Annotated in this window: 18 protein-coding genes; 9 read left to right on the top strand and 9 right to left on the bottom strand. The window is 66.1% G+C overall.

The annotated features are described in order from the left end of the window. The first annotated feature begins 7 nt into the window (after positions 1-7). Genes K320_RS0107265 through K320_RS0107250 form a run of 4 tightly spaced genes read left to right on the top strand, consistent with a single transcriptional unit; the run spans position 8 to position 4,005 of the window. Positions 8-2,002: an acetyl/propionyl/methylcrotonyl-CoA carboxylase subunit alpha gene (locus K320_RS0107265; protein WP_024538173.1), complete on the top strand. Its 1,995-nt coding sequence runs from the start codon at positions 8-10 to the stop codon at positions 2,000-2,002. A 13-nt stretch (positions 2,003-2,015) separates the two neighbouring features. Beyond that, a complete protein-coding gene (locus K320_RS0107260; protein WP_024538172.1) occupies positions 2,016-2,480 on the top strand; it encodes a MaoC family dehydratase in 465 nt (154 codons plus the stop codon). Further along, a complete protein-coding gene (locus tag K320_RS0107255) occupies positions 2,477-3,334 on the top strand; it encodes an HpcH/HpaI aldolase/citrate lyase family protein (RefSeq protein ID WP_024538171.1) in 858 nt (285 codons plus the stop codon). The genes K320_RS0107260 and K320_RS0107255 overlap by 4 nt, the downstream gene beginning before the upstream one ends. 14 nt (positions 3,335-3,348) lie before the next feature. Continuing rightward, positions 3,349-4,005: a nitroreductase gene (locus K320_RS0107250; protein ID WP_024538170.1), complete on the top strand. Its 657-nt coding sequence runs from the start codon at positions 3,349-3,351 to the stop codon at positions 4,003-4,005. 156 nt (positions 4,006-4,161) lie between these two features. Here K320_RS0107250 and K320_RS0107245 read toward each other — a convergent pair whose 3' ends face one another. The 8 genes from K320_RS0107245 to K320_RS0107210 form a co-directional block, all read right to left on the bottom strand. Then, positions 4,162-4,656 carry an OmpA family protein gene (locus K320_RS0107245; protein WP_024538169.1) on the bottom strand — a complete coding sequence of 165 codons (495 nt, stop codon included), beginning with the start codon at positions 4,654-4,656 and terminating at the stop codon, positions 4,162-4,164. Positions 4,657-4,701: 45 nt separating this feature from the next. Next, complete coding sequence (locus tag K320_RS0107240) at positions 4,702-5,955, bottom strand: phenylacetate--CoA ligase family protein (RefSeq protein WP_024538168.1); 1,254 nt, start codon at positions 5,953-5,955, stop codon at positions 4,702-4,704. A 79-nt stretch (positions 5,956-6,034) separates the two neighbouring features. After that, positions 6,035-6,844 carry an ABC transporter ATP-binding protein gene (locus K320_RS0107235; RefSeq protein WP_024538167.1) on the bottom strand — a complete coding sequence of 270 codons (810 nt, stop codon included), beginning with the start codon at positions 6,842-6,844 and terminating at the stop codon, positions 6,035-6,037. 87 nt (positions 6,845-6,931) lie between these two features. Further along, on the bottom strand, positions 6,932-8,257 hold the full coding sequence (locus tag K320_RS0107230; RefSeq protein ID WP_024538166.1) for an ABC transporter substrate-binding protein: 1,326 nt from the start codon (positions 8,255-8,257) through the stop codon (positions 6,932-6,934). 70 nt (positions 8,258-8,327) lie between these two features. Further along, positions 8,328-9,404 carry a branched-chain amino acid ABC transporter permease gene (locus K320_RS0107225; RefSeq protein ID WP_024538165.1) on the bottom strand — a complete coding sequence of 359 codons (1,077 nt, stop codon included), beginning with the start codon at positions 9,402-9,404 and terminating at the stop codon, positions 8,328-8,330. 172 nt (positions 9,405-9,576) lie between these two features. Beyond that, a complete protein-coding gene (locus K320_RS0107220) occupies positions 9,577-10,506 on the bottom strand; it encodes a branched-chain amino acid ABC transporter permease (protein WP_024538164.1) in 930 nt (309 codons plus the stop codon). A gap of 34 nt (positions 10,507-10,540) precedes the next feature. Continuing rightward, positions 10,541-11,368: an ABC transporter ATP-binding protein gene (locus K320_RS0107215; RefSeq protein ID WP_051384867.1), complete on the bottom strand. Its 828-nt coding sequence runs from the start codon at positions 11,366-11,368 to the stop codon at positions 10,541-10,543. 17 nt (positions 11,369-11,385) lie between these two features. Beyond that, complete coding sequence (locus K320_RS0107210) at positions 11,386-13,320, bottom strand: AMP-dependent synthetase/ligase (RefSeq protein ID WP_024538162.1); 1,935 nt, start codon at positions 13,318-13,320, stop codon at positions 11,386-11,388. Between the two features lie 159 nt (positions 13,321-13,479). Here K320_RS0107210 and K320_RS0107205 point away from each other — a divergent pair, with 159 nt between their 5' ends. The 5 genes from K320_RS0107205 (at position 13,480) to htpG (ending at position 19,091) form a co-directional block, all read left to right on the top strand. Next, positions 13,480-14,505 (top strand): ExeA family protein, encoded by a 1,026-nt coding sequence (locus K320_RS0107205; RefSeq protein WP_024538161.1) that lies wholly within the window; start codon positions 13,480-13,482, stop codon positions 14,503-14,505. 6 nt (positions 14,506-14,511) lie between these two features. Continuing rightward, positions 14,512-15,207 carry a general secretion pathway protein GspB gene (locus K320_RS0107200; protein WP_024538160.1) on the top strand — a complete coding sequence of 232 codons (696 nt, stop codon included), beginning with the start codon at positions 14,512-14,514 and terminating at the stop codon, positions 15,205-15,207. 2 nt (positions 15,208-15,209) lie between these two features. Continuing rightward, positions 15,210-15,947, top strand: coding sequence for a Crp/Fnr family transcriptional regulator (locus tag K320_RS0107195; RefSeq protein ID WP_024538159.1), 738 nt, complete (start codon positions 15,210-15,212; stop codon positions 15,945-15,947). A gap of 34 nt (positions 15,948-15,981) precedes the next feature. Further along, positions 15,982-16,914 carry an exopolyphosphatase gene (locus K320_RS0107190; RefSeq protein WP_024538158.1) on the top strand — a complete coding sequence of 311 codons (933 nt, stop codon included), beginning with the start codon at positions 15,982-15,984 and terminating at the stop codon, positions 16,912-16,914. A gap of 203 nt (positions 16,915-17,117) precedes the next feature. Beyond that, positions 17,118-19,091, top strand: coding sequence for a molecular chaperone HtpG (htpG, locus tag K320_RS0107185; RefSeq protein ID WP_024538157.1), 1,974 nt, complete (start codon positions 17,118-17,120; stop codon positions 19,089-19,091). Positions 19,092-19,211: 120 nt separating this feature from the next. Here the strand turns inward: htpG and K320_RS0107180 are convergent, their stop codons facing one another. Beyond that, entirely contained in the window at positions 19,212-19,514 is a 303-nt protein-coding gene (locus K320_RS0107180; RefSeq protein ID WP_024538156.1) for a hypothetical protein, read from the bottom strand. Positions 19,515-19,595: the final 81 nt, after the last annotated feature.

Below are 19,595 nucleotides of genomic sequence, written 5' to 3'. Positions count from 1 at the left end.
TGGCGCGATGTTTGAAAAAATCCTGATTGCGAACAGAGGTGAGATCGCTTGCCGTGTGCTGCGCACGTGCCGCGACATGGGCATCTGGACCGTGGCGGTGTATTCCGAGGCCGACGCCAGCGCCCGCCATGTGTGCGCGGCGGACGAAGCCGTCTGCATAGGCCCGGCGCGTGCGCAGGATTCCTACCTGAATGCCGAGGCGGTCATCGCGGCCGCGCTCAAGACCGGCGCGCAGGCGATTCACCCGGGTTACGGATTCCTTTCGGAGCGCCTGGCGCTGATCGATGCCTGTGCAAACGCTGGCATCACCTTCATCGGCCCGCACCGCGAGGCGATTGCCTCCATGGGCTCCAAAATCGAGAGCAAGCGCATTGCGCGCGCGGCCGGCGTGCCGTGCATCCCGGGGTATGACGGCGATGACCAGAGTCCGGCGGTCTTGCGCGCCGAGGCCGAGCGCATCGGTTTTCCGCTGCTCATCAAGGCCAGCGGCGGCGGCGGCGGCAAGGGCATGCGCCGTGTGGATGGCCTGGCGCATTTCGACCAGCAGCTCGCCACCGCGCGGGCCGAGGCGCAGGCCGCTTTCGGCGATGCCAAGGTGCTGCTGGAACGCTTCATCACCCGCCCGCGCCACGTGGAAGTGCAGTTGCTGGGTGACCGGCATGGGCGGCTCCTGCACCTGTTCGAGCGCGAATGCTCCATCCAGCGCAACTACCAGAAGCTCATTGAAGAGGCGCCCGCCAACCATCTGGATGCGGGCGTGAAGCAGCGGCTTTTTGAAGCGGCGCTGGCGCTGGGCCGCGCCATCGGTTATGACTCGGCGGGCACGGTCGAATTCGTGCTGGACGCCGATCATGGCGATGCGCCGTATTTTCTGGAAGTGAACACGCGGCTGCAGGTGGAGCACCCGGTGACGGAACTGACCACGGGCCTGGACCTCGTGGAGTGGCAGATCCGCGCTGCCGCCGGCGAGCCCCTGCCATGGACGCAAGGGGAGTTGCGCCAGACCGGCTGGGCGATCGAGGCGCGCGTCAATGCCGAATCACCGGCCGAGGGTTTCGCACCTTCGTTCGGGCCCGTGCTCGCGTGGGTCGAGCCGCCATTGCCGGGCGTGCGCATCGACAGCGGCATCGACGCGCAAAGCGAAATCACGCCGCACTACGACTCCATGGTGGCCAAGGTCATAGGCCACGGGTCCAGCCGCGCGATGGCGCGGCGCAGGCTGGAGCAGGGGCTCTCCCAATTGCAGGTGGGCGGCCTGCAGACCACCCAGGCGATGCTGCTGGATGTGCTGCGGCACCCGGCGTTCGAGGCCACCCTGACCACGGATTTTCTGCCTGCGCATTGGGGTGGGGGCTGGCAGCCCGATGCGGCGCTGGTGCAGGAGGCGCGGGCGGCCGCGGCGCTGGCCTGGGTGCGGGCGCAGCAGGTGGCGGGCGATGACAGGCCCATGGCCTGCCTGCGCAGCTGGCGCGTCACCGCGCAGGTCGAGGGGGTTGGCCGCGCCAATGTCTGCGTGACGCAGAACGGGCAGCATGCGGCGCTGCAGGTGTGCCTGGGGCTGCACGGCGGCGAAGTGCTGGCCCCGGACGGAGAGGCCTCGTGGCAGATCGAGGCGGCGGGGGTGGGCGCCTGGCGCGGCGTTGCCAGCGGCCGGGTCTACAGGGTGTTGCAACGCGAGGCGCAGACCTGGGTGTGGTGCGCGGGATGGTCGGCGTGCGTGCAGGTGGCCTCTGCCGTTGCGCATGCGGCGGCAGCGCACGCCGGCGGCGCGCAGCAGGGCGGCAGCGTGCTGGCCGAACTGCCCGGCGTGCTGTCGCAAACCCTGGTCGCCGTGGGCGACAGGGTCTCGGCAGGCCAGCCGGTGGCGGTGCTCGAAGCGATGAAGCTTTTTCACACGCTCACTGCCCCGGGCGATGGCGTCGTCACCGGCCTGCCCGTGGCGCTGGGCGCGACGGTGGCCAGGGGCGCCTTGCTGGTACAAATGGAAACTGAAGGCGCTTGACAAGGGGAAACACATGCCGGGTTTGTATTTCGAGGAATTCGAGGTGGGCCATCGCTTTGACCATGCCTGGACGCGCACCGTCACCGAGATGGACAACGTGCTGTTTTCCACGCTCACGATGAATGTGCAGCCGCTGCACATCGATCGCCACTTTTCGGCGCAGACGGAATTCGGCAGGCCCTTGGTCAACAGCCTGTTCACGCTCGGGCTGGTGATCGGCATGTCGGTCAACGACACCACGTTTCGCACCACGGTGGCCAACCTCGGCATGAGCGACATCCGCTTTCCCGCGCCGGTGTTTCATGGCGACACCGTCCATGTGCAGACCACGGTGCTTTCCAAGCGCGAGAGCCGATCGCGCCCGATGGCGGGCATCATCGAATTCGAGCATGTGGGCCTGAACCAGGACGGCGCGGTGGTCTGCCGCTGCAGGCGCGCGGCGCTGATGCACAAACGCCCCGGCGCAGGTGCCGCATGAGCGCCGCCTGCATGCTTTTCGTGCCGGGCAACCGGCCGGACCGCTACCTCAAGGCGCAGCAGAGCCAGGCGGGCGCGCTGATCCTCGATCTGGAAGATTCCGTGCCCCCCGCCGCCAAGCAGGAGGCGCGCCAGCAGGTGGCGCGGATGCTGACCGCCCAGCCGGCGCACCAGCAGATCTGGGTGCGCGTGAACCCCGCCACCACCGGCCTGCTGCTGCAGGACCTGGCCGCCGTGGTGCCGGGCCGGCCCTTCGGCATCGTCTTGCCCAAGTGCGAAGGGCGTGAATCGCTGGCGCCGCTGTGCCATCAGCTCGATGCGCTGGAGGTGGCTTTCGGTATCGAGCCCGGCAGCATTCGGGTGCTGGCGATTGCCTCCGAAACCGGTGCGGCGATGTTCCGCATGGGCGAGCTTGCGGGTGTGAGCGAGCGGCTGTGGGGCATCACCTGGGGTGCGGAAGATCTGGCGGCGGACATTGGTGCGCAGACCAACCGGGCAGACGGCCAGCTGACCGAGCCCTATCGCCTGGCGCGCGCCATGTGTCTGTACGCTGCCGCAGCGGCAGGCGTGCGGGCGGTGGATACCGTGAGCGTGGCGATCAATGCGGAGGACGCCGTAGGGCAGGAGGCGCGGGAGGCGCGGCGCGACGGCTACGTCGCCAAGATGGCGATCCACCCGAGCCAGATCGCGCCTATCAACGCAGCCTTTACCTGGACTCGGGAGGAGCGCGTCTGGGCGCAGAAGGTGGTGGATGCGTTTGCGGCCCAGCCGTCCGCAGGGGCCTTGCAGCTCGATGGGCAGATGATAGACAGGCCGCACCTGCGCCTCGCACAGCGCGTGCTGGAGCGCGGCTGATGAACGGGTCCACCATGAATGTAGAGCAGGCTTTGCAGGCCCGGCGCTCGGTACGAGCCTTTTTGCCCACACCCTTGCCGGCCATTCTGGTGCAGAACCTGTTGCAGCAGGCGGCACGCGCGGCCTCGGGCGGCAATGTACAGCCCTGGCGCGTGGTCGCTCTCACGGGCGAGCCGCTGGCACAGGTGATCGCCACCGCGGCGCAGGCCGAAGGCGAGGACGGCGGGCACTATCCCGCCAGCCTGTGGGAGCCCTACCGCACGCGCCGCTTCGCCAACGGCGAGGACATGTATGCCACGATGGGCCTGGCGCGCGAGGACAAGGCGGGGCGCCTGGCTTGGTTTGCGCGCAACGCGGCTTTCTTTGGCGCGCCGGTGGGCGTGCTGATCTGCATGGACCGGCGCATGGGGCTGCCGCAGTGGGCCGATCTCGGCGTCTACCTGCAGTCGCTCATGCTGCTGGCGGTGGAGCAGGGGCTGGCCAGCTGCCCACAGGGCTTCTGGCGGCGCTACCGCAGCGCCCTGGCGCCGGTGCTGGGGCTGCCCGAACCCTATGAGATTGCCTGTGGCGTGGCGCTGGGCCATGAGGATACGGCGGCGCCCATCAACCGCTTGCGCACGCCGCGCGCGCCGTGGCAGGAGTGGGGCGAGCTGCGCGGCTGGCCCGTCTGATACGACTTCGCCTTCAAACGTATAACTGCGTTGGTTCGCCTTGCCGTGCTGCAGCACTGTCTTCGCTTCGCCTTCGCGTACTCGAACGATCTGGAATTGGAATGAAACAACAACGGCAGCCAGTGGCTGCCGTTGTTCGTCGGAAGCTGCGATTATTTATTGCAGCGTGACTTCCACGCGCCGCGCCTCGGCCGGGTTGCCTTGCACGGCAGAGTTTTCAGGCTTGCGCAGCTCCACGCTGCCTTCCTGCACGCCCAGCGCCAGCAGCGCATCGCGCACGGCGATGGCGCGCTGCTTGCTCAGCTCTTCATTCACCTGCTGGCTGCCGGTGGTGTCGTGAAAGCCGCTGATGACGGCCTTTTTGCCCGCCTTCACGCCTTCGACGATCACGGCCAGCGCCTGGCCAGCGCCGTCGGCCACATCGGCCTTGCCGCTGGCGAAGTAGAACTTCACCATGCCATCGAGCACCACCACCTGGGCGGCATCGCCCGCCACCACCGCGGCCACGGGGGCCGCCGCCACGGCAGGCGCCGCAGTCTTGTGGTCGATGCGGGTGAAGGCGATCGAGAAGACAAAGATGAGTACGAACAGCACCAGCGCAACCAGCAGCGCCAGGACAAAGCCTTGGTGTTCGTCGTTCTGTGTGGACATGGCTAAAAGGTTTCAGTGAGCAAAGCCCGCCATTCTACCGACGGATCACTTGTAGCTGCGCGCATCCTCGATCACCTTGCCGTCGTTGGCCAGGCTCCCCGGCGCCACCATGGCTACCTCGCCGCGCAGCTTGGTCACCTCGCGCAGCGTGCTGGCCAGCTGCTCCGCCAGGCCTGCCGCGGTCTCGCGCGTTTCCACCTGCAAGGTCATCGTGTCGTTGCCGGTCTCGCCGCTGACCACGAGCCGCGCCTTGAGCACCTGCGGAAAGCGCTTGGCCACCTCGGCCACCTGCTCGGGGTGCACGAACATGCCGCGGATCTTGGTGGTCTGGTCGGCGCGCCCCATCCATCCCTTGATGCGGGTGGCGGTGCGGCCCGTGGGGCAGGGGCCGGGCAGCACGGCCGAGAGATCGCCGGTGGCGAAGCGGATCAGCGGGTAGTCGGGGTTGAGCGTGGTGATGACGAGCTCGCCCACCTCGCCTTCGGATACCGGGTCGCCGGTGCCGGGACGCACGATCTCGACGATCACGCCTTCATCGAGCACCAGACCTTCGCGCGCCTCGGTCTCGTACGCGATCAGGCCCAGGTCGGCGGTGCCGTAGCTCTGGTAGCCCTGCATGCCGCGCTCGGCCAGCCAGTCGCGCAGCGAGGGCGGGAAGGCCTCGGCCGAGACCAGCGCCTTGCCGAAGCCGGCGAGCGGCACGCCCATCTCCGCGGCCTTTTCCAGGATGATCTTGAGAAAGCTTGGCGTGCCGATGTAGCCGGCGGGCTGGAGGTCCGCAATCGCCTGCACCTGCTGCTCGGTCTGCCCGGTGCCGCCTGGAAACACCGTGCAGCCCAGCGCATGGGCGGCGGTTTCCATCATCGAGCCGGCGGGCACGAAATGGTAGGAAAAGCAGTTGTGGATGAGCTCGCCGCGGCGAAAGCCGGCGGCAAAGAGGGCGCGCGCCATGCGCCAGTAATCCTGCCGAGCGCCCTCGGGCTCGTAGATCGGCCCGGGGCTGGCGAAGACGCGCGGCATCTGCGCGCCCCAGCCGTGGACGGCAAAACCGCCGAAGGGGCCGGCGCCGCCCCTGCGCCCCTGGGCCTGGCGTTCGTGCAGGCTGGATTTGCGCGTGACGGGCAGTTGTGCAAGCGCAGCGCGGCTGGTGATGGCGCGGGCGTTCACGCCTTTCAAAATTTCGGCGAAGGCCGCCGAGTGCTGCTGCGCGTGCGCCACCTGAGCGGCCAGCGCGGCCATGTGGGCGGCTTCGCGTTCGTCGGGAGAGCGGGTTTCGAGCGCGTCGTAAAACTCGGTCATGCGCTGGTCTTTCAGGTGCGGATTTTGGTCAAATAGGGCTCAAACCCTTATGGGTTAAGCACAGATAGCTATCATTATGTCAAGCAAGCCAGCGCTTGCGGCGTTTGTAGCTCTTGACGTCGCGAAAGCTCTTGCGCTGGGCGCCGCCCACGCCCAGATAGAACTCTTTCACATCCTCGTTGCTGGCCAGGTACTGTGCCGTGCCGTCCATCACGACGCGCCCGCTTTCCATGATGTAGCCGTAGTCGGCGTATCGCAGCGCCATGTTGGTGTTCTGCTCGGCCAGCAGGAAGGTGGTTTTCTCCCGCGTGTTCAGGTCCTTGACGATGTTGAACACCTCTTCCACGATCTGCGGCGCCAGGCCCATGGAGGGCTCATCGAGCAGCACCACGCTGGGGCTGCTCATCAGTGCACGGCCGATGGCGCACATCTGCTGCTCGCCGCCCGAGGTATAGGCGGCCTGGCTTTTGCAGCGGTCTTTCAGGCGCGGGAAATAGGCGTAGACCTTCTGCAGATTGGCCTCGATCTCGCCGCGGCTCTGCACGGTGTAGGCGCCCGTCAGCAGGTTCTCTTCGATGGTGAGGTGGGCAAAGCAATGGCGCCCTTCCATCACCTGGATCACACCGCGCCTGACCAGATCGGAGGGTGTCAGGTTTTCGATGCGCTCGCCGCGCAGTTCTATCGTGCCCTTGGTGACCTCGCCGCGCTCGCCCTTGAGCAGATTGGAGATGGCGCGCAGCGTCGTCGTCTTGCCCGCGCCATTGCCGCCCAGGATGGCGACGATGCCGCTCTCGGGCACGCTGAGCGAGACGCCCTTGAGCACGAGGATCACGTGGTTGTAGATGACCTCGATGCCGTTGACGTTGATGAGGGTTTTTGCTGTGTCCATGGCGATATCCGGTAACACCACGCCAGGGCAGCGCGCCGCCCTGGCGATGGGCGGCTCCCGCAGGAGCCGCCCAGTGCTGTGATGCGATCAGGAATCGCAGTCCGCGCCCGTGCGCGGGGTGATCTTCTGCTGCTGCGCGTACTTGGCGGCGGCGGCCTTGATCATCGGCTTGATGATCTGCTCATCGCCCTGCATCCAGTCGCTGGAGATCTTCCACTGCTTGCCGTCCCAGGTCTCGATACGCGCCCAGTACGAGCCCATGTGGTCCTGGCAGTTGGTGGCCAGCGGCCGGATCACGTTGTCAAAGCCGATCTCCTTGATGCGCTCGGCCGTCAGGTTCAGGTTTTCCAGGCCCCAGCGCACCTGCTCGCCGTTCATGACCTTGCCCTTGCCGAAGCGTTCCTGCGCCCGGCGGATGCCTTCGACCACGACCATCGAACTCATCGCGCCGCGCAGCCAGAGCACCTCGCCCACTTCATCCTTGCTGGATGCCGTGCCCTTGCCCTTGGCGTAGAGCTTCTCCAGCGCTTCCTTGACGACGGCGGCATTCTTGTCGGTGCTGTTCTGCAGCGCCACGGCGTTGTAGCCCTTGGCGGATTCGCCGGCGTCGCGCGCGTCCGGCTCGGCGCCGGCCCACCAGCTGCCGTACATCTTGTCGCGCGGATAGCCCGTGGCCTGCGCTTCCTTCAGGGCGGTGGAGTTCATCACGCCAAAGCCCCACATGATCACGTAGTCGGGGCGCTCCTTGCGGATCTGCAGCCAGGTGGCCTTCTGCTCCACGCCGGGGTGGGCGACGGGCAATTCCATGACGGAAAAGCCCAGCTGCTTGGCGCGCTCCTGCACCATGGGGATGGATTCCTTGCCGTAGGGGCTGTCGTGGTAGATCAGCGCGATCTTCTTGCCCTTGAGCTTCTCAAGGCCGCCCTCGCGCTTGCCGATGGCCTGGATGATGACGTCCGCGCCGACCCAGTAGTTGCCCGCCAGCGGGAAGTTCCACTTGAAGACCGAGCCGTCGGCGCTTTCGCTGCGGCCATAGCCCAGCGTGACGAGTGAAATCTTGTCCAGCGGTGCCTTTTCGGTCAGCGCGAAGGTGGCGCCCGTGGACCAGGGCTGGATGGCGACCGCGCCGCCGTTCTTGGCCTTGGTGCGCTCGTAGCACTCGACGCTGCGCGCCGTGTCGTAGGCGGTTTCACACTCTTCGATCAGGAGCTTGACGCCATTGATGCCGCCGCGCTCGTTGACGAGCTTCATGTAGTCCACGATGCCGTCGGCGATCGGCACGCCGTTGGGGGCATAGGGGCCGGTGCGGTACGACAGCACGGGCATGTACTGCTCGGCGGCGCTCACGCTGGTGGCGCCCAGCGCGGTGAACAGGGTGGCGGCTGCAACCGCTGCGATCTTCCATTGCTTCATGGTGTCTCCTTTAGGTGGTTGGAAGGAAGGGGAAAAGCATCGGGCCGTGAAAGGATTGGGCTGGGAAAGGTCAGTGCGGGAAGGGCCAGACGCGCATTTTTTGCTTGCCGGTGGACCAGAGCTTGGCCAGGCCATGCGGCTCGACGATGAGGAACCAGCAGATCAGCACGCCGAAAATCATCAGCTCGGCGTGCGAGGCGGCGGTGGTGGTGATCATGAAGCCGAACAGGCTGGCCACCCAGGGCAGAAACTGGTTGAGCGCAATCGGCAGCACGACGATGAAAGCGGCGCCGAAGAAGCTGCCCATGATGGAGCCCAGCCCGCCGATGATGACCATGAACAGCAGCTTGAGGGAGAGGTCGAGCGAGAACGCCGCCGGCTCCCAGGCGCCGAGGTAAAAGAAGGCCCAGAGCCCGCCCGCGATGCCCAGCACGAAGCTGCTCACCGCGAACGCGCTGAGCTTGGCGTACATCGGGCGGATGCCGATCACCGCGGCGGCCACGTCCATGTCGCGCATCGCCATCCACTCGCGCCCGATGGCGCTGCGCACCAGGTTCTTGGACAGCAGCGCCAGCACGGTCAGCACCGTCAGGCAGAACAGGTAGCGGCTCACGTCGCCCTGGATGTTCATGCCCAAGAGCGTGAGCCCCGGCACGGCGGCCGAGCCGGAGGCGTTGTCCAGCGTGAACCATTTGATGCGCAGAAACGCCCAGTCGGCAAAGAACTGAGCCGCCAGCGTGGCCACGGCCAGGTACAGCCCGCGCACGCGCAGGCTGGGCAGGCCGAAGAGCACGCCAAAAACGGTTGCGCAGACGCCCCCCAGCAGCAGTGCGAGCGGCAGCGGCATGCCCGGCACGCGCATGATGAAGTTGTACGCGCCGTAGGCGCCGACGGCCATGAAGGCCGCGCCCCCCAGTGAAATCTGGCCGCAGTAGCCCGAGAGCAGGTTCAGGCCAAGGGCAGCGAGCGCCATCACGAGGAAGGGGATCAGGATCGCGTTGAACAGGTATTCGCTGGCCAGCAGCGGCACGCCGATGAAGGCGAACGCGATGATGGCAAATACCGCGATGCGGTCCTGCGTGATCGGGAATATCTGCTGGTCAGCCTGGTAGCTGGTCTTGAACTGGCCGTTTTCGCGGTAGAACATGGTGGGGCTTCTCTCGTGTTACCGACGCTGGATGACTGCTCGCTGCGCGCGCATGACTGCGCCACTGCGCGGCAGCGATGACGGCGCTTCGCGCCATGACGAGTGGCACGTCGTCATTCCGTCATCGTGGCGAAGCCCGGTCATGCGAGCGCAGCGAGTGGTCATCGGCAGCTCAAACGCGATCAATGATCTTCTCTCCGAACAGTCCTTGCGGCCGGAACAGCAGGAACACGAGCGAGAGCACGTAGGCGAACCAAATCTCGATGCCGCCGCCGACGAAGGGGCCCAGGTAGACCTCGGAGAGCTTTTCGCCCACGCCGATGATCAACCCGCCGACGATGGCGCCGGGCACCGAGGTGAGGCCGCCGAGAATCACCACAGGCAGCGCGCGCAGCGCCAGCGTGGCCAGCGAAAATTGCACGCCCAGCTTGCTGCCCCAGATCATGCCCGCCACCAGTGCGACGACGCCTGCCACGCACCAGACGATGACCCAGATGCGCGAGAGCGGAATGCCGACCGATTGCGCCGCCTGGTGGTCGTCGGCCACGGCGCGCAGCGCACGGCCGGTGGTGGTCTTCTGGAAGAACAGCGCCAGCAGCGCCACCAGCACCGCGCCGATGGCGGCGGCGATCAGGTCCTCGGGGTTGACCATCACGCCGCCCTCGAAGGTGTCCTGCAGGATCAGCACCGGGTCCTTGGGCATGCCGATGTCGATGCGGTAGATCTCGCTGCCGAACAGGCTCTGGCCCGCGCCCTCCATGAAATAGGCGATGCCCAGCGTCGCCATCAGGAGCGTCGTGCCCTCCTGGTTCACCAGGTAGCGCAGCACCAGCCGCTCAATGAGCCAGGCGGCGATGAACATGATGACGGCGGCGATGGCGAAGGCCGCCAGGTTGGCGATGACGCGGCTTTCGATGCCGGTCCACTGCGGCAGCCATTCGGCAAAGCGCGCCATGGCCAGCGCCGCGAACAGCACCATCGCGCCCTGCGCGAAGTTGAACACGCCGGAGGCCTTGAAGATCAGCACGAAGCCCAGCGCCACCAGGGCGTAGAGCATGCCGGCCATCAGGCCGCCGATCAGGGTTTCGAGAAAAAAGCCCATGTTTAATACCTTGTGCGTTCGATGGCATCGCCCCTCAATGTCCTGCGCCCAGATAGGCGCGGATCACGTCCGGGTTGGCGCGCACTGCATCGGGCGTGCCGTCGCCGATCTTCTTGCCGTAATCCAGCACCACGACACGGTCGCTGATGTCCATCACCACGCTCATGTCGTGCTCGATCAGCACGATGGTGGTGCCGAACTCGTCGTTCACGTCGATGATGAAGCGGCTCATGTCCTGCTTTTCCTCGACGTTCATGCCCGCCATCGGCTCGTCGAGCAGCAGCACCTGCGGCTCCATCGCCAGCGCCCGGCCCAGGTCCACGCGTTTCTGAAGACCGTAGGGCAGCTGCCCCACGGGTGTCTTGCGATGCGCCTGGATTTCCAGGAAATCGATGATGTGCTCGACGAATTCGCGGTGGCGGATCTCCTCGCGCTCGGCCGGGCCCCAGCGCAGCGCCTGCAGGAAGAGGTTGCTTTTGATCTTCAGGTTGCGCCCGGTCATGATGTTGTCCAGCACGCTCATGCCCTTGAACAGGGCCAGGTTCTGGAAGGTGCGCGCCACGCCCATCTCGGCTACCTGGCGGCTGTTCATGTGGCTGAAGGTCTGGCCGCGGAAGGTGATCGAGCCTTCGGTGGGCGTGTACACGCCGTTGATGCAGTTGAGCATCGAGCTCTTGCCGGCGCCGTTGGGGCCGATGATGGCGCGGATCTCGTGCTCGCGCACGTCGAAGCTGATGTCGGTGAGCGCGTTCACGCCGCCAAAGCGCAGGCTGATGTTCTGCACCTGCAGAATCACGCCGCCGATATTTCTTTGGCTATTTTGACCTGAAGCGCTTTGCTGGTGCGTATCGTCAGCTCTCATCGGTGTAGCAATTTCACTCATGCGGCTTTCCTTGCGGCGGGCCAGGTCTTGGCGTCCAGCACCTTCAGCGTGGCCGAGACGCTGCCGCTGCGCCCGTCTTCGAACTTCACCTTGGTTTCTATGAACTGCTCGGTCTTGCCGCTGTACAGCGCATCGATCAGCACGCCGTATTTTTCGGCGATGAAGGTGCGCCGCACCTTGCGCGTGCGCGTGAGTTCGTCGTCGTCCGGGTCCAGTTCCTTGTGCAGCACCAGGAAGCGCGCGATCTGCGTGTCGGCCATGCCTTCCTCGGCGGCCAGGTCCGCGTTTACCTGCGCCATGCACTCGCGCATCATCTCCAGCACCTGCGGCTTTCCCGCCAGATCCACGTAGCCCGCATACGGCAGGCCCTGGCGCTCGGCCCAGTTGCCGACGGCGTCGAAGTCGATGTTGACGAAGGCGCAGACCTGCTCGCGGTCGTGGCCGAAGCACACCGCCTCCTTGATCTGCGGGAAGAACTTGAGCTTGTTTTCGAGGTAGTTGGGCGCGAACATCGCGCCGCCCGCGAGCTTGCCCACGTCCTTGGCGCGGTCGATGATGCGCAGCTGTCCGGCGGCGTCGATGAGACCGGCGTCGCCGGTGTGAAACCAGCCCTCCGCATCCAGCACTTCGGCGGTGGCGTCGGGCCGCTTGTAGTACTCCTTGAGCAGCGCCTTGCTTTTCACCAGCACCTCGCCGTTGTCCGCAATGCGCACCTGTACATGCGGCGCCGCCTGGCCGACGGCGGCCAGATCCACCTGCCGATCGCGCTGGATGCAGACATAGGCCGAGGTTTCGGTGGAGCCATAGAGCTGCTTGAGGTTGACGCCGATGGAGCGGAAAAAACGGAACAGGTCCGGGCCGATCGCCGCGCCCGCCGTATAGGCGACGCGGATGCGCGAGAGCCCCATGGCGTTGCGCAGCGGTCCGTAGATCAGCAGGTCGGCCGCGCGGTACTTGAGCCTGTCGAGCGCGCCCACGTTCTTGCCGTCCAGGAGATCTGCGCCGACCCGCCTGGCCAGCCGCATGCAGCGCTCGAACAGCCAGCGCTTGGGCGCGGCGGCGTCCTCCATGCGGATCGAGACCGAGGTCAGCAGGCCTTCGAAAATCCGCGGCGGCGCGAAGTAGTAGGTCGGCCCGATCTCGCGCAGATCGATGGCCACGGTGCTCGCGTCCTCGGGGCAGTTGATCGTGAAGCCCACGGCAAGCCACTGCGCGTAGGAAAAAAGATGGTCGCCCGCCCAGGCCGGCGGCAGGTAGGAGACGATGTTCTCGCTGGCCGTGAGACTGTCCACTTCCTGCCCGCCCCTGGCCGCCACCACGAAGCCCTCGTGCGACAGGCACACGCCCTTGGGCCGCCCGGTGGTGCCGGAGGTGTAGAGGATGATGGAGGTGTCCTGCGGCGTGAGCCGGTCCAGGCCCGCCCGCCACTGGTCCGGGTGCGCGCCATCCCATTCGCGTCCCTTGGCCAGCAACTGCTCCATGCTGATCAGCCCGGGCTGCGTGTAGTGGCGCAGGCCGCGCGGGTCTTCGTAAATGATGACTTCCAGCTGCGGATGCGCCTCGCGGATTTCCAGCAGCTTGTCCACCTGCTCCTGGTCTTCGGCGTAGGCAAAGCGGATTTCGGCATCCTGCAGCACGAAGGTCATCTCGGCCGCGACGGCGTCCTGGTACAGCGGGATCGGCACCGCGCCCAGGCTCTGCACGGCGATGAAGCCGAGGTAGCAGTAGGGCCGGTTGCCGCTGATGAAGGCCAGGTTCTCGCCGCGGCGCAGGCCCAGCGCCGCCAGGCCGCAGGCCATGCGGCGCACGTCGTCGGCCGCCTCCTGCCAGCTCCAGGTCTGCCAGATGCCGTATTCCTTCTCGCGCAGCGCGGGCGCGCCGGGGCGCTCTTGCGCTTGCTGCAGCAGCAGGTGGGGGAAGGTGCTCGTCATGCCGGTGGTGCGGTGCGTTCCTGTGGATGGCTTCGCATCGTGCGGCATGATTTGACGCAATTTTGTCTTTTCGACGACAATTTAAGGGTTTCCCTTGGCTAGGGAAAACCCGTTGGGCTGCCGGAAATCCCGGCGGCGGCGGCCCGCTATCCTCGACCCATGTACGCCGCCTACTTCGGCCTTGAGCACCCGCCGTTCTCGATCGCCCCCGATCCGCGCTATCTTTTTCTGAGCGAACGGCATCGGGAGGCGCTCGCCCATCTGCTCTATGGCCTGGATGGCGGTGGCGGTTTCGTGCTGCTCACGGGCGAGGTGGGCACGGGCAAGACCACGGTGTGCCGCTGTTTCCTGCAGCAGATTCCCGAAAACTGCACGGCGGCCTACATCTTCAACCCCAAGCTCAGCGCGCAGGAGCTGCTGGCCACGATCTGCGACGAGTTCGGCGTCGCCCACCCGGCGAGCGACCCGGCGCGGCCGACGATCAAGGAGTGCGTCGATCCGCTCAATGCCTGGCTGCTCGCGCAGCATGCGGCAGGCAGGAACGCCGTGCTCATCATCGACGAGGCGCAAAGCCTTTCGGGCGACGTGCTGGAGCAGCTGCGCCTGCTCACCAACCTGGAGACCGATGAGAAGAAGCTGTTGCAGATCGTCCTCATCGGCCAGCCCGAGCTGCGCGAACTGGTGGCGCAGCCGGCGTTGACGCAACTGGCGCAGCGGGTGATTGCGCGCTACCACCTCGGACCGCTCACGCGGGCGGAAACGGCGCAGTACGTCGCGCACCGCCTGACCGTGGCCGGCTGGAAGGGGCCGCTGCCGTTTGCGCCGCGGGTGCTGGCACGCGTGCACCGGCTCTGCGGCGGCATTCCCAGGCGCATCAATCTGCTGTGCGACCGGGCGCTGCTGGCCGCCTACGTGACGGGGCAGCGGGCCATCGATGCGGGCCTGGTCGCCCGGGTGGCGAATGAGGTGTTTGACCACAAGCCCGCAGGGCCGGCCGGGCGCAGCCGCTGGCTCGCGGCCTTGCTGGGTGCGCTGGCCGGCGCCGTGGCAGTCGCTGCGCTGCTGGCTTTTCCCGCCTATTGGTCGGGGCCGCTGACACGGATGCAAGGGGCCGCACCCCCTTCAGATTCCGGCGCGGCGCAAGCGCCTGCGCGGGCATCGGCCGGCGCTGGCAAGGAGCGTTGATCCACCATGTCCACCATCCTCGACGCCTTGCGCCGTGCCGAGCAGGAGCGCCACCGCGGCAAGGTACCCTCCTTGCATGCCCCTTCATCGGCGCTGGCAGTGCCGCTGCCGCCAGCCCTTTCCGAGGGCCAGCGCGCCTCGCGTTGGCTGTGGGGCTGGGCCGCGTTCGCATTGGCCGCCGCCGTTGCCGCCGTCCTCTGGTGGCTGCAGCGCCCAGAGCCGCCGCGCCCCGCGCCGGCCGCCGCAGCGCCGGTGGCCGCCATCGCCGCGCCGCCCGAACTGCCCGCGCCAGCAGTGCCGGCCGAAGAACCGCCGCGTGCTGCCGGGCGATCGGCGCAAGCGCCTTCTCCACCGCACAAGCGGGCGCAGCCGTCCGCCGCGGCAGCGGCCAAGGCAAGGAAGGCGGAGGCAAAGCCTGAAAAGCCCGCCGCCAAGACGGCGCCCGCACCCGCCAGGGAGCCGGCGCCGGGGCCGGTGTTCGCTGCGGCTGATCTGCCTGCCTCGGTGCGGGCCGATTTGCCCAAGCTGCATCTGGCGGGCATCACCTGGTCGGCCAGCGCCAGGCTGCGCATGGCCATCGTCAACGGCCAGGTGCTGCATGAGGGCGACAGCGCGGTGGCGGGGCTGGTGCTGGAGCGCATAGAGCCTGGGCGCACGATCTGGACGTTCCGCGGCTACCGTATCGCCCTGGCGTCGGAGTGAGCGTGGCGGGCGAATCACCGATCTACCGGCGCAGGCGTCCGCCTTCGGCGCATGAGCTGGCCGATATCCCCTGGGTAGCGTCACTGGAGATGGAGCATCGCGAGCGCGCCATCGCCGGCATCGTGGTGGGCGAGGCCTTGCCCGGCGACTACGTCTGCCGCACCGGCAAGCCCGTGACCTTCTGGTTCGGCGTCGTCGAGGGCCTGCTCAAGATGACCATAGACAATGTCCATGGTGATGCCGTCACCATCATCGGCCTGCCGCCCGGCGGCTGGTTTGGCGAGGGCACGGCGCTCAAGCGCGAGCCCTACCGCTACAACGTGCAGGCCTTGCGCAAAGGCCTGGTGGCGGGGCTGCCGCTAGCCACGTTCCACTGGCTGCTGGACCACTCGATCGGCTTCAACCGCTTCATCATGAGCCAGCTCAATGAGCGTGTGGGCCAGTTCGTCGTGGGGCGTGAAATCGATCGTCTGCACAGTCCGGAGGCGCGCGTCGCCCTGAGCCTGGCGACGCTGTGCAACCCCGTGCTCTATCCGGGCGTGCGCAATCTGCTGCGCATCACGCAGCAGGAGCTGGCCTACCTGGTCGGCCTCTCGCGCCAGCGCGTCAACGAGGCGCTGGCGGTGCTGCAGGCACAGGGCGTGATCCGTGTGGAATACGGCGGCCTGCGCGTGCTGGATGTGCAGGCGCTGCGCGCGCCATGGCAGCTGCCCGCGCGCAGGCGTGGCGGCGCGCGCTGAATCTGCCGCACAATGACGGCAAGGAGACCTTGCCATGCCGGAAAAGCAATACCGCCTCGTGACCCGCAGCGACTTTGACGGCCTTGTCTGCGCGGTGCTGCTCAAGGAGCTCAACCTCATCGATGACATCCTGTTCGTTCATCCCAAGGACATGCAGGACGGCAGGATTCCCATCACGGAGCGGGACATCACGACCAATCTTCCCTATGTGCCCGGCGCGCACCTGGTGTTCGACCACCATGCCTCCGAGGCCGAGCGCAACCAGGAGCGGCCGGGCAACTACGTCATCGACCCGCACGCACCGTCGGCGGCGCGCGTGGTCTACAACTACTACGGCGGCAAGGCGGCCTTCCCGCGCGTGAGCGACGAGATGATGGCGGCCGTGGACAAGGCCGATGCCGCCCGCTTCACGCGCGAGGAAATCCTCGATCCGCAGGGCTGGGTGCTGCTCGACTATCTGATGGATTCGCGCACCGGCCTGGGGCGCTTTCGTGAATTCCGCGTGAGCAACTACCAGCTCATGATGGATTTGATCGAGCACTGCCGCGGCCACGGCATTGCGCAGCTCCTGCAGCTGCCCGACGTGCAGGAACGCGTGCAGCTCTATCACGATCAGGCCGGGCGCGCGCGCCAGCAGATCATGCGCTGCGTCCGCCAGCACGGCAACCTGGTGGTGCTGGACCTGCGCCAGGAGCCGGCCATCTGGGCGACCAACCGCTTCACCATCTACGCGCTGTTCCCGACGGCCAACATCTCCATCCATGTGATGTGGGGTCTGAAGCAGCAGAACACCGTTTTCGCCACCGGCAAGTCCATCCTGAACCGCTCCAGCAAGACCAACATCGGCCGCCTGATGCTGGAATACGGCGGTGGCGGCCATGAGGCCGCCGGCACCTGCCAGATCGCCAACGACCAGGCCGACAGGGTGCTGGGTGAATTGATGGCACGCATCCATCAGGATGGCTGAAAATTCAGGGAAAAATGGCTTTGGCGCTTGTGTGGCGTGCGGTATAAGCTATTGTTTTTATGAATTCTTGATGGGCCCGTCTCCGGCATGCCTGCCGTTGAAATCACGCAGGACGCCCCTATCTGCCACTCGCCGTGCCCGGTTGACTGCAGCATTGCGGCCGCACCGGGCGCCTTTGTGTGGTTCTTTCAGCCTTATCGTCCATGAGCAAACAACACCATTCCTTCCAGGCCGAAGTTGCGCAACTGCTGCACCTGGTCACCCATTCGCTGTATTCCAACAAGGAAATCTTCCTGCGCGAGCTGGTCTCCAACGCGAGCGACGCCTGCGACAAGCTGCGCTTCGAGGCCTTGAACGATGCGGCGCTGTACGAGGATGCGCCCAACCTGGAAGTGCGCGTCTCGTTCGACAAGGACAAGCGCACCATCACCATTGCCGACAACGGCATAGGCATGAGCGCGCAGGAGGCGATCGACAACCTGGGCACCATTGCCAAGAGCGGCACGCGCGATTTTCTGAGCCGCCTCTCCACCGAGCAGAAGGCCGATGCGACCGAGCAGGGCCAGTTGATCGGCCAGTTCGGCGTGGGCTTTTATTCGGGCTTCATCGTCGCCGACAAGATCACCGTCGAGAGCCGCCGTGCGGGCATGAAGCCAGAAGAAGGCGTGCGCTGGACCAGCGGCGGCGCGGGCGATTTCGACGTGGAGACGATCACCCGTGCCGAACGCGGCAGCGCCGTGACCCTGCATCTGCGGGACGACGCCGACGAATACCTCAACGCCTGGAAGCTCAAGAGCGTGATCGGCAAATACTCCGACCACATCAGCCTGCCCATCCTCATGGAAAAAGAGGAATGGAAGGAAGGCGAGAAAGAGGGCGAGCCGGGCAGCATGGTCAAGACCGGCGAGTGGGAAGCCGTCAACAAGGCGAACGCGCTCTGGGCGCGCGCCAAGAAAGACATCACCACCGAGGAATACGAGGAGTTCTACAAGGCCATCTCGCACGATTTCGAACCGCCGCTGACCTGGAGCCACAACCGCGTCGAGGGCAACACCGAATACACGCAGCTTCTGTACGTGCCGGCCAAGGCGCCGTTTGATCTGTACACGCGCGACAAGCACGCGGGCATCAAGCTGTACGTCAAGCGCGTGTTCATCATGGACGACGCCGAGGCGCTGATGCCGGCCTACCTGCGCTTCGTCAAGGGCGTGATCGATTCGAGCGACCTGCCGCTGAACGTCTCGCGCGAGCTGCTGCAGGAGAGCCGGGACGTGAAGCTCATCCGCGACGGGTCCGTGAAGCGGGTGCTCGGCATGCTCGAAGACCTGGCGAAGAATGACAGGCACGATGCGGGCGAGGCCAAGGACGGCAATAGCGACGATGTTGTCGATGTGGTGAGCGACGAGGACAAGGCCAAGGAAGGCAAGTACAGCCAGTTCTACGCCGAGTTCGGCGCCGTGCTCAAGGAAGGCCTGGGCGAGGACTTCGCCAACCGCGAGCGCATCGCCAAGCTGCTGCGCTTTGCCTCGACGACGAGCGACGCGGTGAGCGTGAGCCTCGCGCAGTACAAGGCGCGCATGAAGGACGGCCAGGACGCCATCTACTACATCACCGCCGATACCCTGGCGGCGGCGAAGAACAGCCCGCAGCTGGAGCTGTTCAAGAAGAAGGGCATCGAGGTGCTGCTCATGACCGACCGGGTCGATGAGTGGGCGCTGGGCCATCTTCAGGATTTCGACGGCACGCCGCTGCAGTCGGTGGCCAAGGGCGCGGTCGATCTGGGCAAACTGCAGGACGAGGCCGAGAAGAAGGCGGCGGAGGAAGCGGCCGAAACCTTCAAGCCGCTGCTGGCCAAGCTGAAGGAAGCGCTCAAGGACAAGGCCGAGGATGTGCGCGTGACCACGCGCCTCGTCGATTCACCGGCCTGCCTGGTCGTGAAAGAGGGCGACATGAGCAGCCAGCTGGCACGGCTGCTGAAGCAGGCCGGCCAGAAGGCGCCGGATGTCAAGCCCGTGCTGGAAGTGAACCCCGAGCATCCGCTGGTGAAGAAGCTCGATGGCAGCGTGCACTTCAACGACCTGGCCAACATCCTGTTCGACCAGGCGCTGCTGGCCGAAGGCGGCCTGCCCGAAGACCCGGCGGCCTATGTCAAGCGGGTGAATGCGCTGCTGGTCTGATACGGCTTCGCCTTCAAACGTATCACTGCGTTGGTTCGCCTTGCCGTGCTGCAGCACTGATCTGCGGCTTCCCGCCTTGTTCTACGCTTGAAGGCAAAGTCGTATGAGCCGCCTGCCTAGCTAGCCCGTGTATTTCTGGAGGATGCGCTGCTGCAGCGCATCGCGCTGCGATTCCGCAGCGTCGGCCAGCAGGGGTAGTGTGTTCAGCGGCAGATCGATGCATTTGCGCCTGTCGTTTTTGACAGGCACTTTGCGCCACCCTGAAAGCACCATCCAGTTCCACAACTCGTCGGTGATGGCGATGTTGACCTTCATGCGCAGTTCCCCCAGTGTGACGACGGCGCCGATCTTGGGCAGGCTGCCTGCCGGCGGTGCACGCCGCTGCTTGCGTATGGACAGCAAGTTGCGAACGAGGTTTTTCATTCGAAGCCTCCCCTGCATGGGTTCCGCCCTGCAGTTTATTCCGTGCTCCTGAAGGGTGTCGCTCCGGCAGGGAAGACACCC

This window comes from Comamonas badia DSM 17552 (assembly GCF_000484635.1).
Lineage (GTDB): Bacteria > Pseudomonadota > Gammaproteobacteria > Burkholderiales > Burkholderiaceae_C > Comamonas_C > Comamonas_C badia.
The sequence above is the reverse complement of the archived record's forward strand: the minus strand, read 5'-3'. Positions and strand labels throughout refer to the sequence as shown.

Coding starts and splice junctions, on each gene's coding strand:
- K320_RS0107260 (WP_024538172.1), top strand. CDS start 2,016: ATGCCGGGTTTGTATTTCGAGGAATTCGAGGTGGGCCATCGCTTTGAC.
- htpG (WP_024538157.1), top strand. CDS start 17,118: ATGAGCAAACAACACCATTCCTTCCAGGCCGAAGTTGCGCAACTGCTG.
- K320_RS0107230 (WP_024538166.1), bottom strand. CDS start 8,257: ATGAAGCAATGGAAGATCGCAGCGGTTGCAGCCGCCACCCTGTTCACC.
- K320_RS0107215 (WP_051384867.1), bottom strand. CDS start 11,368: ATGAGAGCTGACGATACGCACCAGCAAAGCGCTTCAGGTCAAAATAGC.
- K320_RS0107225 (WP_024538165.1), bottom strand. CDS start 9,404: ATGTTCTACCGCGAAAACGGCCAGTTCAAGACCAGCTACCAGGCTGAC.
- K320_RS0107240 (WP_024538168.1), bottom strand. CDS start 5,955: ATGACCGAGTTTTACGACGCGCTCGAAACCCGCTCTCCCGACGAACGC.
- K320_RS0107250 (WP_024538170.1), top strand. CDS start 3,349: ATGAATGTAGAGCAGGCTTTGCAGGCCCGGCGCTCGGTACGAGCCTTT.
- K320_RS0107200 (WP_024538160.1), top strand. CDS start 14,512: ATGTCCACCATCCTCGACGCCTTGCGCCGTGCCGAGCAGGAGCGCCAC.
- K320_RS0107265 (WP_024538173.1), top strand. CDS start 8: ATGTTTGAAAAAATCCTGATTGCGAACAGAGGTGAGATCGCTTGCCGT.
- K320_RS0107210 (WP_024538162.1), bottom strand. CDS start 13,320: ATGACGAGCACCTTCCCCCACCTGCTGCTGCAGCAAGCGCAAGAGCGC.
- K320_RS0107235 (WP_024538167.1), bottom strand. CDS start 6,844: ATGGACACAGCAAAAACCCTCATCAACGTCAACGGCATCGAGGTCATC.
- K320_RS0107205 (WP_024538161.1), top strand. CDS start 13,480: ATGTACGCCGCCTACTTCGGCCTTGAGCACCCGCCGTTCTCGATCGCC.
- K320_RS0107245 (WP_024538169.1), bottom strand. CDS start 4,656: ATGTCCACACAGAACGACGAACACCAAGGCTTTGTCCTGGCGCTGCTG.
- K320_RS0107220 (WP_024538164.1), bottom strand. CDS start 10,506: ATGGGCTTTTTTCTCGAAACCCTGATCGGCGGCCTGATGGCCGGCATG.
- K320_RS0107255 (WP_024538171.1), top strand. CDS start 2,477: ATGAGCGCCGCCTGCATGCTTTTCGTGCCGGGCAACCGGCCGGACCGC.
- K320_RS0107180 (WP_024538156.1), bottom strand. CDS start 19,514: ATGAAAAACCTCGTTCGCAACTTGCTGTCCATACGCAAGCAGCGGCGT.
- K320_RS0107190 (WP_024538158.1), top strand. CDS start 15,982: ATGCCGGAAAAGCAATACCGCCTCGTGACCCGCAGCGACTTTGACGGC.